This is a genomic window from Streptomyces sp. JLBG701, assembly GCF_058544905.1.
Genome location: NZ_CM178588.1, coordinates 187,413 through 202,957, shown reverse-complemented (window position 1 = coordinate 202,957; position 15,545 = coordinate 187,413). Strand labels below are relative to the sequence as shown.

Genomic DNA, 15,545 nt, shown 5'->3' with positions numbered 1-15,545 from the left:
CACACAGCGAGGAGTATCACGTAGGTGGTGACCAGGGCCCCGAGGCGTCGGTGCGGGTCCGGGCCCGGGCGCCGCCCAGGGAGCGGCCGGCGAACGGGCTTTCGGGACGCACCTCGACCTGCCCGGCGCTCAGGCCGGGCACCTCGCGAGTCGGATCGGCGAACCGCTCCGCGATGCGCGGGGCGCCGCGGATCTCGGCGAGGGTATCGGCCTCCTGGCTGGTGAGTCGTAGGACCGGCCGCGCCTCGTCGGGGTCGTCACTGGGGTACACCACGACCTCGAAGTCGCCCGAGCGCTGGGCGACGACTCCGATCCGGTCGCCCTCGTGGTTGACGAACTCGTACCGCAGCCCCACGCCACGCGGTAGCACCTCGTTGACGTCCATGTGGATCTCCCCGTCAGCCATGAATCCGGCACCTGTGCGAACCCCGTACTGTCCGCCCGCCGAGCACAGATATTCGGCAGGTGCCGTCGGGTACTTGAGCATTGGCACCGCCGGTGTGCGGCCTGATCGGGATGGGTGATGACAGTGTCCTGACCGCTCGGGAGTAGCGGCAGGGCCGAGCGGTCCCTCAAGCGGCCTGATGGCCCCTGGCCGCACGGAGCGGCCCGAACCGATGCTGGAAGCTGAAAGCGGCCGCTCGCCGGTGGTGTTCCGGGACGGGAGTGAGCTATGAGTGATCCGGTGCTCGTAGGGGTGGACGGATCCGCCTCCAGCCTCGGCGGGGTCGATCTCGCGCCCCGTGAGGCACACCTTCGTGGGGCGCCACCGCGTATCGTGCACGCCTTCGGCCGCCCCTCGGCGCACCTGCTGTCCGGTGTGGCCCCGTGGCATCCGGCCGACCACGGCTTGGACGAAATGGTGCAAGGGGCACAGGCCCGCACCGAGGAACGGGCCCACGCGGTTGCGCCGGGCATCGGGATCACCCGGTCCGTGGTGGCCGGTGAGGCGCTTGAGGTGCTGGAGATCGAGTCACGCTCGGCGGCGCCGGCGGTGCTCGGCAGCCGGGGCCTTTTCGCTTTCGCCGGGCTGCTGTTCGGCTCGGCGGCGGTGCGTCTGGCTGCCCACGGCCAGTGTCCGCTGATGGTGGTGCGTGGCCGCCCCGGTTCGGCTGGTCCGGGGCGGCTGGCCGTGGATGGCTCCGCCCCGAGCGGGGGAGTCGGCGGCGGAGTTCGCGTTCACCGAGGCAGCAGGGCGCAAGGCGCCGCTGGTGGCCGTACACGTGTGGAACACGTGGTGCGAATGGGTCTACGAAGGCCCCTGCGACCCGCCGACCGCCGTGGTGGCCGTTGTCGACGTTCTCTGCGAGGCCGAGCAGCACCTGCTGGACGAAACGGTGGCCTCTTTGCAGGAGGTCTTTCCGCAGGTCGCGGTGGAGCGACGCTTGGTGCGTTCCCGGATCCGCCCGGCCCTGATCGACGCCGGCCGGGGGCCCAGCTGGTGGTGGTCGGTGCTCGGGGGCGGGGTGGTTTCACCGGTCTGCTGCTCGGCTTGGTCAGCCAGACCCTGCTGTACCACGCGCACTGCCCCGTCACCGTCGTCCGCGGCAAGGAGTGACCGTGCCTCAGCAGACCCCCACCACGGCCGGGCCTCACGCCCCGCCCGCGCAGACACCCCCGCAGTTGGTAGCGGATGCCTACGAGCGGGATGCCGCCGAGGTGGCGGACCTGCTCGGCGTGACCCCGGCCACGGGCCTGACCACTGCGGACGCCGAGCAGCGGGCCGGCGAGTGGGGGACCAACGAGCTGGCGGAACCGGCCCGCCGACCGCAGTGGCTGCGGCTGCTGGACCAGTTCCGCAGCTGGCTGATCGGCATCCTGATCGCCGCTGCCGTCGTCGCCGGAATCATCGGCGACATCAAGGACGCCCTCGTCATCGCCGTCGTCCTCCTCATCAACGCCACCATCGGCTACCTGCAAGAACGCCGCGCCGAGCACAGCCTGGAAGCGCTGCGCCAGATGCTGGTCTCCACCGCGCGCGTGCGCCGCGACGGCCAGGTGAAGGTGATCCCAGCCGGCACCCTCGTGCCCGGCGACATCGTCCTTCTGGAAGCCGGCGACCGTGTCCCGGCCGACGGGCGCCTGGTGATCGCCGCCTCGGTCGAGGCCGCAGAGGCCGCGCTGACCGGCGAGTCCCACCCCGTCGCCAAGACGACCACGCCCAGCACGGCCGACGGCGACGAGTCCGTACCCGTCGCCGAGCGCACCGGCATGCTCTTCATGAACACCGCGCTGACCCGCGGGCGCGCGGAGATGATCGTCACCGCCACCGGCATGGGCACCGAGGTCGGCGCGATCGCCGAGGCGCTGCGTACGGGCAGTGAACCGCCCAGTCCGCTGCAGGTCCAGATGGACAGCCTGGGCCGACGCCTGGCCCTGGTCAGCGGCATCGCGGTGGCCGCCTACGCGCTCGTGGCCCTGATCCGCGGCGAAGACCTGGCCGACCTCGTGCTACGCGCCGTGGCCCTGGCAGTCGCTGCCATCCCCGAGGGACTGCCCGCCGTACTCGCGCTCACCCTGGCCCTGGGCGTCTACCGCATGGCCCGGCGCGGTGCCATCGTCAAACGTCTGGCCTCCGTCGAGGCACTCGGCTCGGCGACCGTGGTGTGCAGTGACAAGACCGGCACCTTGACCCTGAACGAGATGACCGCCCGCGCCCTGTGGGCCGCGGGGCTCCGGCACGACGTGACCGGTGAGGGTTACGACATCGCCGGCACCGTGCACTCCGCCGACGGGAGGCACACCACGGAACTGCACGACGCGGCGCGGCCGTTCGCGCTGTGCAACGATGCCCGCCTCACCCCGGGCGGCGTCATCGGCGATCCCACCGAGGCGGCCCTGATCGTGCTCGCCGCCAAGACGGGCCTGGACGTGGAAGCCCTACGCACCCATGCACCACGCGTCGGCGAGGTGCCCTTCGACCCGGCCGCCAAGTACATGGCCACCTTCCACACAGACGCCGACGGCCGCACCCGTATTTACGCCAAAGGAGGCGTCGACGTCCTCCTGGACCGCTGCACCCACGTCCTGACCGAACACGGCCTCGCCCCGCTCACCGCGGAGCGCCGCCGTGAGGTCACCGACGCCGCCCGGCGGATGGCCGAACAGGGCCTGCGCGTCCTCGGAGCCGCCACCGCCGCCACCGACGAGCCGAACCCGCGAGAGGTGACGGGGCTGACCCTGACCGCGATCGCCGGGATCGCCGATCCGCCCCGCCCCCAGGCCCACGACGCCGTCGCCCTCGCCCAGGCCGCCGGCGTCACTGTCAAAATGGTCACCGGGGACCATGCCGACACCGCCGCCGCCATCGCCCGTGAACTCGGCATCACCGGCGACGTCGCCACCGGCACTGAACTGACCCGGATGAGCGAACAGGAGCTCGCGGACCGCATCGAGGACATCGGCGTCTTCGCCCGTGTCGCCCCCGAGCACAAGGTCACCATCGTCCACGCCCTGTCCGAGCGCGGCCACATCGTCGCGATGACCGGAGACGGCGTCAACGACGCCGCCGCCCTGCGCGCCGCCCACATCGGCGTCGCCATGGGCATTACCGGCACCGACGTCGCCAAAGAGGCCGCCGACATGGTGCTCACCGACGACGACTTCTCCACGATCGTCCGCGCGGTGCGCGAGGGCCGCTCCATCTACGACAACATCGTCACCTTCGTCCGCTTCCAGCTGTCCACCAACATCGGCGCCATCCTCACCCTGCTCGCGACCGTGCTGGCGGGACTCCCCGCGCCCATGTCCGCGGTCCAGCTGCTGTGGGTCAACATCATCATGGACGGGCCGCCCGCCATGGCCCTCGCCGTGGATCCCCCACGGGCCAACGTGATGCGCCGCCCGCCCCGCCCGCCCGGTGAGCGCATCCTGAACGTCCGCCGCCTGGCGGCCATCACCCGCTCCGGTGCCGTCATGGCCGTCGGCACTCTGGCCGTCTTCGCCGCCGCACGTCACCTCACTGATGCCGCGACGGCAGCCACCATGGCCTTCACCACCTTTGTCCTCTTCCAGCTCTTCAACGCCCTGACGGCCCGCAGCGAGGACGGTCCCGTCCTGGGCCGCCACCAGCTGCACAACCGCGTCCTGTGGATCTGCCTGGCCGCCGTCCTCACCCTCCAGGTCATCGCCGTGCAAGTGCCGTTCGCCCAGGGCGTCTTCGACACCGTCCCCCTCAGCCTCGCTCAGTGGGCGATCTGCTTGTCAACGGCCTCCACCGTGGTCCTGACCGAACACGCCTGGCGTGCCGCGCGGGCGGGATTCCCTCGCGCAGCCCACCAACGGCGTCCGCGTCGGAGGTGATCGGGGCAGGCCGGATTCCGCCGCCGGGCGAGGCCACGACGGGCGGGGCGACCGTTGCTCGGTGCGGCGAGGCCGAACCGCCGGCCGGTTTCGCCGGCCAGGCGGTCCTGGCCATGGAACTGGCCGACCTGCGCCGGGACGCGGAGCAGGTCGCGCTCTTGTAGGCCCCGAGCGGATCGCCCGCAACCAGCACGAGGCTGGCGTTCACCAACACGGTTGCGATCGCGGTGGCCGGATCCCTGGTGTGGGGCGCGGCCATGGGGATCCAGGAGTCCACCCTGCGCCACGGTCGCGGAGCTGGTGCCCAGTGGTCGGCGGGCGACCGCCTACGGGCTGTTGCCGGCGTTGTCGGCGTGGCGAGCCTGGTCAGCGGCGCACTGACCGGCGGCCTGTACGACTACTCGATCCCCGTGCTGATCACGGTCGTGGTCGCCATCCAGGTCCTCGCTCTGGTGCTGTTGGCCGTCATGCCGGCTAGTCGGCGCTGATCCCAGGAGCGCCTTGAGTTGGGGGCACGTTACCCGTCGGGCGGTGTGCCCCCAACCGCGCCCTTGCCGGTCCGGGCGCGCGGGTGGTCGCCCGGTGGGACCCGCGTCAAAAGGGGCTGCAGGCTGGAGCCGCGGGAGTCCGCCATCGGCGCGGTCCAGCCTGTCCGAGGGGCTCCGAAGGCACTGACGAAGCCGTGAGGGCAGGCACATGTGCCGGGGGATCGGAAGCAGGCGTTGCGGGCCCTGCGTACAGATGAGTGCCGGGGCGAGGCCCTGTAGGGCGATTCCACCTTCGCACCTCCGGGAAAGCATGCGTTCCTGACCAGGTCAGGAACCATCAGCCCAGGCAGGCGGTTCGGACCATAGCGGTCCCGGCGGGATCCATTGCCAGAAGCGAGTGAACAACTCCGCGGATCGGCGGTCAAGGTGGCAAGTTTCCTCAATCGCCGCTCCACGCCACGGCTTTACCCCGGGCGGCTGTCAGCGGCTCAGCCCGTACGGCAGGGAGGCATCGGCCGCGGCGATCTCGATGAGCCGGTTGTACTTGGCGACGCGTTCGCCGCGGGCCGGAGCGCCGGACTTGATCTGTCCGCAGGCGGCGCCGACGACGAGGTCGGCGATGAAGGCGTCCTCGGTTTCGCCGGAGCGGTGGGAGACCATCTGGGCGTAGCCGGCCTCGCGGCTGACCCGGATGGCCTCCAGGGTTTCGGTGACGGTGCCGATCTGGTTGACCTTGATCAGGGAGGCGTTGGCGACCTTCTTCTCGATCGCCTCGGCAATGATGGCCGGGTTGGTGACGAACAGGTCGTCGCCGACCAACTGGATGCGGCTGCCGAGGCGTTCGGTCAGCCGGGTCCAGCCGTCCCAGTCGTCCTCGCCCAGACCGTCCTCGATGGACCAGAGGGAGAAGCGGTCGCACATCTCCTCGTAGCGGTCGATGAGTTGGTCGCTGGTCAGAGCCTCGCCCAAGACGCGGTAGCGGCCGTCGGCGGCATCGCGGAACTCGCTGGCCGCCGGGTCGAGGGCGATGGCGACGCCGCCCCGGCCGGGTGTGTACCCGGCATCCGTGATCGCCTCGACGAGCAGGGCGAGGACGTCCTCGGGATGGGCGATGTCCGGGGCGAAGCCGCCCTCGTCGCCCAGCCCGGTCGGATGGCCCTCGTGGGCGAGGCGGGCCTTGAGCTTCGCGTAGACCTCGGCGCCGGCGCGTATCGCTTCGGGCAGGTCGGGGGCGCCGATGGGGGCGATCATGAACTCCTGGAAGTCCAGGTCGTTGACGGCGTGCGCGCCGCCGTTGACGACGTTGAAGTGCGGTACCGGCAGCAGTGGTTGGACCTCGCCGATGTCCGCCAGATACCGCCAGACCTCCTGCCCGGCCTGGGCGCGGGTGGCGGCCAGCGAGACGCCGATGATCGCGTTGGCGCCGAGCCGGGACTTGGTGTCCGTGCCATCCAGGTCGATCAGGGCCGCGTCGACCTCGGCGAAGGTGGAGAAGGCGCGGCCCGTGAGGGCGTCGGCGATCTCGCCGTTGACATGGGCGACGGCCTGGGTGACACCCTGGCCGCCGTAGCGGCTCTGGTCGCCGTCACGCAGTTCGACGGCCTCCCGGGTGCCGGTGGACGCACCCGAGGGCACGCCGGCGCGGACCCGGTGTCCGTCGGCGGTTTCCAGTGTGACGGCGAGGGTGGGCGGGCGCGGGAGTCGAGGATCTCGGTGGCGTGCAGGCGGGCGATGCGGAGCATGGGAGTTTCTCCTGCCGTTGGATCGAAGGGGGCAGTGCGGGCTGTCCGTGGCGCGTCGGCGGGAGGCGTCGATCTCCGCGTATGCCTGCGCGCGGCCCTCCCAGTGGGAGCCCTCGACGGACTTGCCGGGCTCCAGGTCCTTGTAGACCTCGAAGAAGTGGGTGATCTCCAGCCGGTCGAAGTCTGGGACGTCGCCGATGTCCTGCACGGTCGCCCAGCGCGGGTCGTGGGCGAGCACGCACAGGACCTTCTCGTCCGGGCCCCTCTCGTCCTCATTCACGAACATCCCGACGGCCCGGCACTCGATGGTGCAGCTGGAGAAGGTCGGGTCGCCGGTCAGGACGAGGGCGTTGAGCGGGTCGCCGTCGCGGCCGAGGATGTGGTCGATGTAGCCGTAGTCGGCGGGTACTGGGTGGAGGTGAACAGCATCCGGTCCAGGCGGATGCGGTGCAGTCCGTGGTCCACCTCGTACTTGTTGCGGGAACCCTGGAGGATCTCCACGATCACGTCGAACTCCACGACGGCCTCCTTGCCTCGTCGACGTCCTCGCATCGCGGGCCGACCTGGTCAACCCGGCTTTGCCTGGCCCCTGTTCGCCCCGATGGCGCGGCAGTACGGTCGGACAGCGCGCACGAGGAGGTGGGCGATGCGTCCTGCGGGCGGTGTTGTGGCACCATCGGCCCGCCTATGCCGAGCTCGTGCACCGTGCCCGTCACGAGGGCCTGGCCGGGGCGAGTGTCTTCCACGGCTTCACCGGTTTCGGCGCCGGCCGCAGGATCTACCGGGAGCGCCCTGCCCACTTGGCCGACAAGGGCCCGTGCGCGGTTGTACTCGTTGACGAGGAGGACCGGCTGCGGTGCTTCCTGCTGTGCGTGCGGGACGTGCTGGAGCACACCGAAGCGGTGGCCGTCCTGGACCGGGTCCGCGTTCATCAGCCCGGGGCGCAGGCGGTGGGTTAGCTCCGCTGTCCTCATGGCGCGCTCGTCTCCCCGGCCTGCGTTGCCTTGAGGGTGTCGCGCAGCCGTCGCAGATCGTCCGCCGGCCGCCCCAGGCCGTTCAGTTGAAGCCGGGCGGCCTCGGTACGGGCGTCCGGGTGCACGGCGAAGGCCAGGTTCACCGACTGGTGCACCATCCACTGGTCGTACGCCAGCAGCCGCCCCGCGTGCGCCTGCGCCTGTACGAGGTCGGGATCGGTAAGCGGCAGCTCCCGCAGCCGGGCCCGCAGATGGACGAGGGCCGAGCTTGCGGCGCCGCACTCGCGCGCAGCCCGCCCGGAGACAGGGCCCGGCTCACCGCACGCGGCCACGGCGGCGTCGGCTGGCTCCTGCGCTGTGACCGCCTCGTCCAGCACCATGAGGAGCGCACGTACCTGGGTCGGGCGCGGCGGACGGGCGGGAGCAGGGCGACGACGCAGGCGCGTAAAGAGGCGCATGATTCCCTGGCACGGACCGGTGCCGGGAAGCAGCACAGGCGGGGCGAACGCACGGGATACGAGCATGACTCCTCCTGGTCAGCACGGCTGGACCGGGGACCGCCAGCGGACGCCTCCGCGGTTGCGGTGAGCCCCATCACCGGCACACCACGAACAGAGGTGTGCTCTTCCAGCGTGCGCCTCCTGACATTCCAGGCCAGCCCGCCGACGCCCGCCCTGGGCCGGACGGGGCAGCCTGCTGGGACTATCAGCACCGAGCAGGGGGCGTGGCGGCTGGTCTTCTCCGCGGTGGAACCCAGCAAGCGGCCCCAGACCGAGGAGCGCCTGCTGTGCCCGACCAGGTCAGATCCGCCCGGTGCTGCTCGGCGGCGCGGACGATTCCCTGTGCCGGGTGTCCGGCCCGGGTTTCGCAGTGGGGCGCGGAGTGGCAGCGTGTCGGCACGCGATGGGGCCGGAAGACCGATTGACCGGGTCGACCAACTCGTACCTGAACGCCGTCACCTACCTGCAAGTGCCACCAGTCCTGGTTTCAGGACCGAGAGGCAGGTCCCGACGCGGGAGGAAGACGATCACTGTGGCAACCACCGTGCACACATCCCCGAAGACTGCCGTCCGGTGCCTGCGGGATGGGGAGGTGGCCGGTGGGGTCGGCGTCGTCGTGACGGGCATCTGGACGCCCGTGTCGAGGCCGATGGCGTACTGGACGAGAATGTGTGACGTGACACGGGATGACGGCCCCACCGCGGGACCGGGGACCGTAAACGCGCACCGAACGGGGCATGTGGTTTCGTGGCACGCGCGTGGTCGCGGGCGATGGGGCGTTCGGCCTCGGTGCACGGTCGAGGAATGGGCCACTCGGCCCTGGCACACGGCCGCCGCCGTCCTGTCTACTGGCGCCATCGGACCTGCCGGCGGCCCCGAATGCCGTCTTCTCGCGCGATCGCCGACTCGCGCTCCGGCAGGTCCGAGTGCACATGGCAGGTGCCCATGCCGCACGGCCGCTGTCGCCGGTGCCTGCCCGGTGGCATTCGATGATCACGTCCGGAGTCTCGCCGGTGAGGTGGGAGACCATCTGCGTGTGGTCGGCCTTCGGCAGATCCGCATGGCGTCGAGGGCTTCGGTGAACGGGGTCGTGCCGCAGTGGGCTGAACCCGTGCGCGGTGACGGGCTCAACTGTGGGCAGCTCGGCATCAAAGAACCGTAAAGATTGCCGGAACAGGGCAATGTCATTGTCGGTGCCCGGGTGTGACCATGCGTTCACCGGCAGGAGAACAGCAAGGGGAGGCGGTGAGCGCGGATGGCCTGGTTTCTCGGTCTCGGCATCGCAGGGATCGTGCTCCTTGTCCTCTCACTCGTCTTCGACGGAGTCCTTGAGGGGCTCTTCGACGGGGTCGGTGTGCTGGACGGTCTCTTCGACGGACTGCTTTCGCTTCCGGTCGTCGCCGGATTCGTGTCCATGCTCGGCTTCTCCGGTGCGATCGCCATGGGCACCACCGGACTGGGGGCGGTCGGTGCCACCGCGATCGGAGTGTCGGCCGGAGTAGTCGCCACGGGCTGGCTCGCGTACCGCCTCAGCCGCGCGCTGATGAGCGACCGGTCGGGCACCGCCCCACGCGACGACGACCTCATCGGCGCCTCGGGCTCCGTAGTGACCGCCATCCCGGCCGACGGCTACGGCGAGGTGCTGGTCCACCTGGCTGGGCAACCGGTGAAGCTCTCGGCCAAGAGCCCGGCCCCAGTGGCGCGCGGCGCGGAGATCTGGGTGGAGGAGACGCTGTCGCACACAGCGGTCTCCGTACGCCTGGTCGAACGCTGACCGGCCGCACCACCACTCACATCCGGCACCGAGCCAGCCGATTCCGCCGGTCCAACGGTGCCCTTTTCTTGTCCACATGACCCGTATCGATCTGCCGTCCCCTGGGAGGGCTGAGGGGAACCCAACCATGAGTTCAGTTGTCATCGCCGTGATAGGAGTCGTCGTACTCCTCGTCCTGCTCGCGCTGGTCGTCATCACGCGCTACAAGGTCGCCGGCCCGAGCGAGGCGTTCATCGTCACCGGACGGCGCGGCAAGAAGGCCACCGACCCGGAGACCGGCCGTGTCTTCACCGACAACAGCGGGCAGAAGGTCGTGGTCGGCGGTGGCGTGTTCGTCGTGCCGTTCGTGCAGCAGAAGTTCACCCTCGACCTGTCCTCGCGGCACATCCCTGTGGCGGTACGCGGCGCGGTTACCCTGCGCGGCGTGAAGGCCCATCTCGAAGGCGTCGCCATCGTCAAGGTCGGCGGCAGCGAGGACTCGATCCGCGCCGCCGCCCAGCGGTTCCTGATGCAGCAGGACGGCATCGTCGGCTTCACCCAGGAAGTTCTCTCCGGCGCACTGCGCGCCATCGTCGGCCGCATGTCCGTCGAGGACATCATCCGCGACCGCGCCGCGTTCGCCGGACAGGTCGCAGAGGAGGCCGAGGCCAGCCTGTCCGGGCAGGGCCTGGTCCTGGACGCCTTCCAGATCCAGGACATCACCACCGAGGGTTCCTACCTCGAAGACCTCGGCCGGCCCGAGGCCGCCCGCGCCAAGCAGGAGGCCGACATCGCCGAGGCCGTCGCCCGGCGCGCCGCCGAGCAGGCACGGCTGAAGGCCGAGGAGGAAATCGCCATCGCGCAGCGGACGTTCGCGCTGAAGCAGGCCGAGATCAAGGCCGAGACGGATGAGGCCTCGGCGCGTGCGGCGGCGGCCGGTCCGCTGGCCGAGGCCGCCCGCCGGCAGGAGGTTCTGAGTGAGCAGGAGAAGGTCGCCGAGCGCCAGGCCGCGCTGACCGACCGCGAGTTGGACACCAAGGTCCGCAAGCCCGCCGACGCCGCCCGCTACCAGGCCGAGCAGGAGGCAGAGGCCCGCCGTATCGCCTTGGTCAAGCAGGCCGAGGCGGACGCCCAGCGGTCGAGGCTGACCGGTGAGGGCGAGAAGGCGCACCGCGCCGCGGTCGCCGACGCGGTACGCATCGAGGGCGAGGCCGACGCCGCCGCGATCGGTGCCAAGGGTGCCGCCGAGGCCGAGGCGATGCGGAAGAAGGCCGACGCGTTCGCCCAGTACGGCGACGCGGCGGTACTGCAGATGCTCGTCGAGGTGCTGCCGCAGGTCGTCGCCAAGGCGTCCGAACCGCTCAGCGCCATCGACAAGATGACGGTGATCTCGACGGACGGCGCGAGCCAGCTGTCGCGCACCGTCGCGGACAACGTCGCCCAGGGTGTCGAACTCCTCAGCTCCACCACGGGAGTCGACCTCGCCGAACTGTTGAAGAGCATCACCGCCGGAAAGGGCGGAGCGCCCGTTCCGGCGACCACCGCGCCCGACGGCGCCGCTGCGGCCAACAGCCGGATCGAGATCGCCGGCTAACGCTGTACACACGCAGGTGGGCCCGGTCGGCCGTGTCGCCGACCGGGCCCATCTTGCGGGGGCACCTCCACCCGCAGAGTCGCGGGAAGGCAGATGGAGGGCCCGCCTCAGTGGTCGAGCACCGGACCCGCGGTGTCGAGTGCGGCTCCGACATGGTCGGCGAGGCTCACGGCCACAAGGCGTGCCTGCAATGACGGCGGTGCGGTGAGTTCGGCAGGAGCATGAACCGGCCGAGGTAGTGGGCGCCTGCCGAGGCACGTAGCTCGATCTCGTCCGGTGGCCAGCCGTCCCGGTCGAGGTCCCAACGCGCCCGGCCGACGGTCACCGAACCGTCCTGCTCCAGACGCGGCGGACGGCCGAGCAGTGTCCCGTACTCGAAACGGCATCCGCACAGCCCCAGCACCTCGACGAGCTGTCGGCGTACCTGGTCGACCACCATGTCCGGCGACCCTCCGGTCTGGACGAGGCGCGCCGTGTCGTGGATCCGCGTCAGATGTGCCGCATCCGTGACGGTGACCAGTTTCAACGTGCGTGCGTGAGCTGCCAGTTGGGAGTCGGCCACGCCAACGGCCAACAGCAGGACAGCCGTCGTGATGTCGTCGCTGTCCGAGATGGTGAACCGCTGGTAGAGGCGGGTCAGGAAGCTGTATCAGATTGCGGCTGCGCCGCGGGCGAACCACACCGCCGACGACAGCGAGGCGAGCACCCCTGCAACCCTGCTACCGAGGGCGGAGACCGCCACGATGACCACGACCAGGATCAGGGCCAGGTTCGCGGACGAGAGATGTGTACGGAAGGGTGCAAGAGCGAGCGCGACTACGAGAGGTGCGAGCAGACCTGCGGCCAGCGCGGTCCGGTCACGAAGCGAGCTCCTCATGGTCCACCTCGCTGGAATGCGGTCGGTCATCGGTGTCGGGAGGCTGCGGCGTAGCGGTCGACGGAGCCAGCGTCCCTCTGCGGTCCCCACGTGGCCATACCGGCGGGGCGCCCTTGATGCATTCCTGACACCAAAGGCCCCCAGGCAGTACCGGCGCACATGTTGGCCGACGCTGAGGGGGAGAGGAACTGCTCAGCCGGTCTTGCCTCCCCAAAGCGTGTCGATCTGTTCCCACTCCGTGGCCCACTGCCGCAGACGCCGCCGGTCGAGGCATCCGCGTACGAAGATCCGGCCGCAACCCACTACGGCTCCGCCCGCGCACGCCGCGACGAGCCCGCCCGTCATGCCGGCTTGGAGTAGTGCCTCGGTAGCAGCGGCTTGGTGGTCAGCCCGCCGTGTTCATCCGTCCAGACGGTGATCCGGGTTCCGGCCGGAGTGCCGGTCCGCTCTCTGGTCTGGTCCGTGTGAGTCGAGCCGTCTGGTGCCATCCAGCGGACCGTGGCCCATACCCGGTGGTTGCCCACCGGCCTCGCGGGCACCTCGCTCGCTGCGGCCTCGGCGACTACGGCCGAGACCTCCTGCCGCTCAGCCCGCTGCCGGGCGAGACTCCGTTCGACCGCACCCGCGGTCACCAGGCCCGCCAACAGACCGCCCGGGACACGGCCAGCACCCATGCCGCGAGCACGATCCAGGCTTCGATGACATCGATCCCAGTGTGCTACCCCGGGTCCGCCTGAGGGAGGGGCTGTCTATGAGGTGGCGTTGCCGGAAGATCGGTCCGGGAGTGCGGGGCACTCGATGCCGCCGGGAGGGTGAGGACCATCGTCAGTCCGCCGCCAGGAGTGTCCTCCGCGTTGAGGGTGCCGCCCATGGCCTCGGCGAAGCCGCGGGCGACCGCGAGCCCGAGCCCTACTCCCGCGCCGCGCGGGGCGTCACCATACCGCTGGAAGGGCGCGAAGATGCGGTCCTTGGCCCCGTCCGGGACGCCCGGGCCGCGGTCGACCACGCGCAGTTCCACACGGTCGGCGATGGCGCTGGCCGACACGAACACCGGCTCGTCGGCAGGGCTGTACTTCACCGCGTTCTCGACGATGTTGGCGACCGCCCGTTCCAGCAGGCCCTTGTCGATGGTCACCATGGGCAGGGTTTCGGGGATGTCCAGGGCGACGGTCGACTCGGGGTCCGGGATGCCGACCAGCGCCATGGGGACCACTTCGTCCAGGTCCACCTCGCGGATGAGCGGGCTGACCGTGCCGGTCTGCAGGCGGGACATGTCCAGGAGGTTGCCGACCAGGTGGTCGAGGCGGTCGGCGCCCTCCTCGATGCCCTCCAGCAGCTCCGCCTGGTCCTCCTGCGACCATTCCACATCGTCCGAGCGCAGGGAGGACACGGATGCCTTGATGCCGGCGAGCGGGGTGCGCAGGTCGTGGCTGACGGCGGCCAGCAGGGCGGTGCGGATGCGGTTGCCCTCGGCGAGCGCGCGGGCCTGGTCGGCCTGGGACTGGAGGCGTTGGCGGTCCAGAACGACGACGGCCTGGGCGGCGAACGCGGCCAGCACACGACGGTCCTCCGCGGGCAGGACCCGGCCGGACAGGGCCAGCGCCATGTGGTCGCCGACCGGCATGTCCACGTCCGCGTCCTCCGGGCGCTTCACGCTCGGCCGTGGGCCCACGCTGCCCGCGCAGGCCCACGGGTCGACGTCGCTCTCGCGCTCCAGCAGCGCCACCGACTCCATGGCGAAGGTCTCGCGGACCCGCTCCAGCAGGGCCTCCAGGCTGGTCTCGCCGCGCAGCACGCTGCCCGCCAGGAAGGAGAGGATCTCGGACTCGGCGCGCAGGCGTGCCGCCTGGTGGGTGCGCCGGGCCGCGAGGTCCACCACGGAGGCCACCGAGGCCGCGACGAGTACGAAGATCGTGAGCGCGAGGATGTTCTCCGGGTCGGCGATCGTCCAGGTGTGCACGGGCGGCGTGAAGTACCAGTTCAGCAGCAGGGAGCCGAAGGCCGCCGAGGCCAGCGCCGGGAAGAGTCCGCCCAGCAGGGCGGCGGCCACCGTCAGCGTCAGGAACAGCAGCATGTCGTTCGTGAGACCGAGGTTCGCGTCGACATGGGTCAGCAGCAGCGTGAGCAGCGACGGGCCGCCGATACCGACCAGCCAGCCCCAGATGATCCGGGACCGCCCCAGCCGTGCGCCCCGGGCCACGGGCAGGCCGCGGCCCTTGCCCGCCTCGTCGTGCGTGATCAGGTGGACGTCGAGGTCGGGGCCGGAGTCCCGGGCGACCGTGGCGCCGACGCCTGGGCCGAAGACGTACTGCCATCCCTTGCGGCGGGAGACGCCGAGGACGATCTGGGTGGCGTTGACGCCGCGCGCGAAGTCGAGCAGCGCGGACGGGATGTCGTCACCCACGACGTGATGGAAGGTGCCGCCGAGGTCCTCGACGAGGGTGCGCTGGACGGCGAGTTCCTTGGGCGAGGCGGAGGTCAGGCCGTCGCTGCGGGCGATGTACACCGCCAGCACTTCGCCGCCCGCGCCCTTCTCCGCCAGCCGCGCGGCACGGCGGATCAGGGTGCGCCCCTCCGGACCACCGGTCAGCCCGACCACGATCCGCTCGCGGGAGCCCCAGATCGTCGAGACACGGTGCTCGGTGCGGTACTCCTGCAGGTAGGCGTCGACCCGGTCGGCGACCCACAGCAGCGCCAGCTCGCGCAGCGCGGTGAGGTTGCCGGGCCGGAAGTAGTTCGACAGGGCCGCGTCGACCTTGTCGGACTTGTAGATGTTGCCGTGCGCCATGCGGCGGCGCAGTGCGGGCGGGGACATGTCGACCAGCTCGATCTGGTCCGCCCGCCGCACGACCTCGTCCGGGACGGTCTCCTGCTGCCGTACGCCCGTTATCGACTCGACGACGTCGCCCAGCGACTCCAGGTGCTGGATGTTCACCGTGGAGATCACGTCGATTCCGGCCGCGAGCAGTTCCTCGACGTCCTGCCACCGCTTGGTGTTGCGCGAACCCGGGATGTTCGTGTGCGGCAGCTCGTCGACGAGGGCCACTGCGGGCCGCCGGGCGAGCACGGCGTCCACGTCCATCTCGGTGAAGACGCTGTCCCGGTAGTCCAGTTCCCTGCGCGGTATCTGCTCCAGACCGTGCAGCATCACCTCGGTGCGCGGCCGGCCGTGGTGCTCCACGAAGGCCACCACGCAGTCCGTGCCGCGCTCGACGCGGCGGTGTGCCTCGGACAGCATGGCGTAGGTCTTGCCGACGCCCGGTGCCGCGCCGAGATAGATCCGAAGCTTGCCGCGTGCCATCTTTCTCGCCTCTG

The 15,545-nt window shown here is 70.8% G+C and carries 12 protein-coding genes, 3 pseudogenes and 1 riboswitch; of the genes and pseudogenes, 7 read left to right on the top strand and 8 right to left on the bottom strand.

Features of this window, described 5'->3' with window-relative positions:
• Positions 1-16: 16 nt before the first annotated feature.
• Positions 17-406 carry a cation:proton antiporter regulatory subunit gene (locus tag AC5DRG_RS01045; RefSeq protein WP_491807398.1) on the bottom strand — a complete coding sequence of 130 codons (390 nt, stop codon included), beginning with the start codon at positions 404-406 and terminating at the stop codon, positions 17-19.
• A 267-nt stretch (positions 407-673) separates the two neighbouring features.
• Here AC5DRG_RS01045 and AC5DRG_RS01040 point away from each other — a divergent pair.
• From AC5DRG_RS01040 to AC5DRG_RS01025, 4 genes and pseudogenes are all read left to right on the top strand, one after another.
• Positions 674-1,558 (top strand): annotated as a pseudogene (locus AC5DRG_RS01040) (universal stress protein).
• A gap of 2 nt (positions 1,559-1,560) precedes the next feature.
• Complete coding sequence (locus AC5DRG_RS01035) at positions 1,561-4,302, top strand: cation-translocating P-type ATPase (protein WP_491807397.1); 2,742 nt, start codon at positions 1,561-1,563, stop codon at positions 4,300-4,302.
• A complete protein-coding gene (locus AC5DRG_RS01030; RefSeq protein WP_491807396.1) occupies positions 4,299-4,466 on the top strand; it encodes a hypothetical protein in 168 nt (55 codons plus the stop codon). The genes AC5DRG_RS01035 and AC5DRG_RS01030 overlap by 4 nt, the downstream gene beginning before the upstream one ends.
• Positions 4,467-4,529: 63 nt before the next feature.
• Positions 4,530-4,790: a hypothetical protein gene (locus AC5DRG_RS01025; protein WP_491807395.1), complete on the top strand. Its 261-nt coding sequence runs from the start codon at positions 4,530-4,532 to the stop codon at positions 4,788-4,790.
• 321 nt (positions 4,791-5,111) lie between these two features.
• Positions 5,112-5,188, bottom strand: a riboswitch (Fluoride riboswitch).
• Positions 5,189-5,270: 82 nt separating this feature from the next.
• Here AC5DRG_RS01025 and eno read toward each other — a convergent pair.
• Positions 5,271-6,532, bottom strand: a pseudogene (gene eno, locus AC5DRG_RS01020) (phosphopyruvate hydratase).
• A 40-nt stretch (positions 6,533-6,572) separates the two neighbouring features.
• Positions 6,573-7,051 (bottom strand): annotated as a pseudogene (locus AC5DRG_RS01015) (inorganic diphosphatase); the annotation flags it as partial.
• Between the two features lie 143 nt (positions 7,052-7,194).
• Between AC5DRG_RS01015 and AC5DRG_RS01010 the strand changes: the two are divergent.
• Positions 7,195-7,491 (top strand): DUF190 domain-containing protein, encoded by a 297-nt coding sequence (locus AC5DRG_RS01010; RefSeq protein WP_491807394.1) that lies wholly within the window; start codon positions 7,195-7,197, stop codon positions 7,489-7,491.
• An 11-nt stretch (positions 7,492-7,502) separates the two neighbouring features.
• Here the strand turns inward: AC5DRG_RS01010 and AC5DRG_RS01005 are convergent, their stop codons facing one another.
• Entirely contained in the window at positions 7,503-8,030 is a 528-nt protein-coding gene (locus AC5DRG_RS01005) for a hypothetical protein (protein WP_491807393.1), read from the bottom strand.
• A gap of 1,231 nt (positions 8,031-9,261) precedes the next feature.
• On the opposite strand from AC5DRG_RS01005, the gene AC5DRG_RS01000 reads away from it, so the two are divergent.
• Positions 9,262-9,780, top strand: coding sequence for an NfeD C-terminal domain-containing protein (locus AC5DRG_RS01000; protein ID WP_491807392.1), 519 nt, complete (start codon positions 9,262-9,264; stop codon positions 9,778-9,780).
• Positions 9,781-9,907: 127 nt separating this feature from the next.
• Positions 9,908-11,353 (top strand): flotillin family protein, encoded by a 1,446-nt coding sequence (locus AC5DRG_RS00995; RefSeq protein ID WP_491807391.1) that lies wholly within the window; start codon positions 9,908-9,910, stop codon positions 11,351-11,353.
• 166 nt (positions 11,354-11,519) lie between these two features.
• Here the strand turns inward: AC5DRG_RS00995 and AC5DRG_RS00990 are convergent, their stop codons facing one another.
• The 4 genes from AC5DRG_RS00990 to AC5DRG_RS00975 all read right to left on the bottom strand — a co-directional run bounded on the left by AC5DRG_RS00990 (position 11,520) and on the right by AC5DRG_RS00975 (position 15,531).
• Positions 11,520-11,879: a hypothetical protein gene (locus AC5DRG_RS00990; RefSeq protein WP_491807390.1), complete on the bottom strand. Its 360-nt coding sequence runs from the start codon at positions 11,877-11,879 to the stop codon at positions 11,520-11,522.
• Between the two features lie 123 nt (positions 11,880-12,002).
• Positions 12,003-12,230: a hypothetical protein gene (locus tag AC5DRG_RS00985; protein ID WP_491807389.1), complete on the bottom strand. Its 228-nt coding sequence runs from the start codon at positions 12,228-12,230 to the stop codon at positions 12,003-12,005.
• A 341-nt stretch (positions 12,231-12,571) separates the two neighbouring features.
• Positions 12,572-12,904: an Rv1733c family protein gene (locus tag AC5DRG_RS00980; protein ID WP_491807388.1), complete on the bottom strand. Its 333-nt coding sequence runs from the start codon at positions 12,902-12,904 to the stop codon at positions 12,572-12,574.
• A 44-nt stretch (positions 12,905-12,948) separates the two neighbouring features.
• On the bottom strand, positions 12,949-15,531 hold the full coding sequence (locus tag AC5DRG_RS00975) for a DUF4118 domain-containing protein (RefSeq protein ID WP_491807387.1): 2,583 nt from the start codon (positions 15,529-15,531) through the stop codon (positions 12,949-12,951).
• Positions 15,532-15,545: the final 14 nt, after the last annotated feature.

Excerpts from the sequence above, each read along its gene's own strand:
- AC5DRG_RS01045 (WP_491807398.1), bottom strand. The coding sequence starts at position 406 with ATGGCTGACGGGGAGATCCACATGGACGTCAACGAGGTGCTACCGCGT.
- AC5DRG_RS01005 (WP_491807393.1), bottom strand. The coding sequence starts at position 8,030 with ATGCTCGTATCCCGTGCGTTCGCCCCGCCTGTGCTGCTTCCCGGCACC.
- AC5DRG_RS01000 (WP_491807392.1), top strand. The coding sequence starts at position 9,262 with ATGGCCTGGTTTCTCGGTCTCGGCATCGCAGGGATCGTGCTCCTTGTC.
- AC5DRG_RS00995 (WP_491807391.1), top strand. The coding sequence starts at position 9,908 with ATGAGTTCAGTTGTCATCGCCGTGATAGGAGTCGTCGTACTCCTCGTC.
- AC5DRG_RS00985 (WP_491807389.1), bottom strand. The coding sequence starts at position 12,230 with ATGAGGAGCTCGCTTCGTGACCGGACCGCGCTGGCCGCAGGTCTGCTC.
- AC5DRG_RS00980 (WP_491807388.1), bottom strand. The coding sequence starts at position 12,904 with ATGGGTGCTGGCCGTGTCCCGGGCGGTCTGTTGGCGGGCCTGGTGACC.
- AC5DRG_RS00975 (WP_491807387.1), bottom strand. The coding sequence starts at position 15,531 with ATGGCACGCGGCAAGCTTCGGATCTATCTCGGCGCGGCACCGGGCGTC.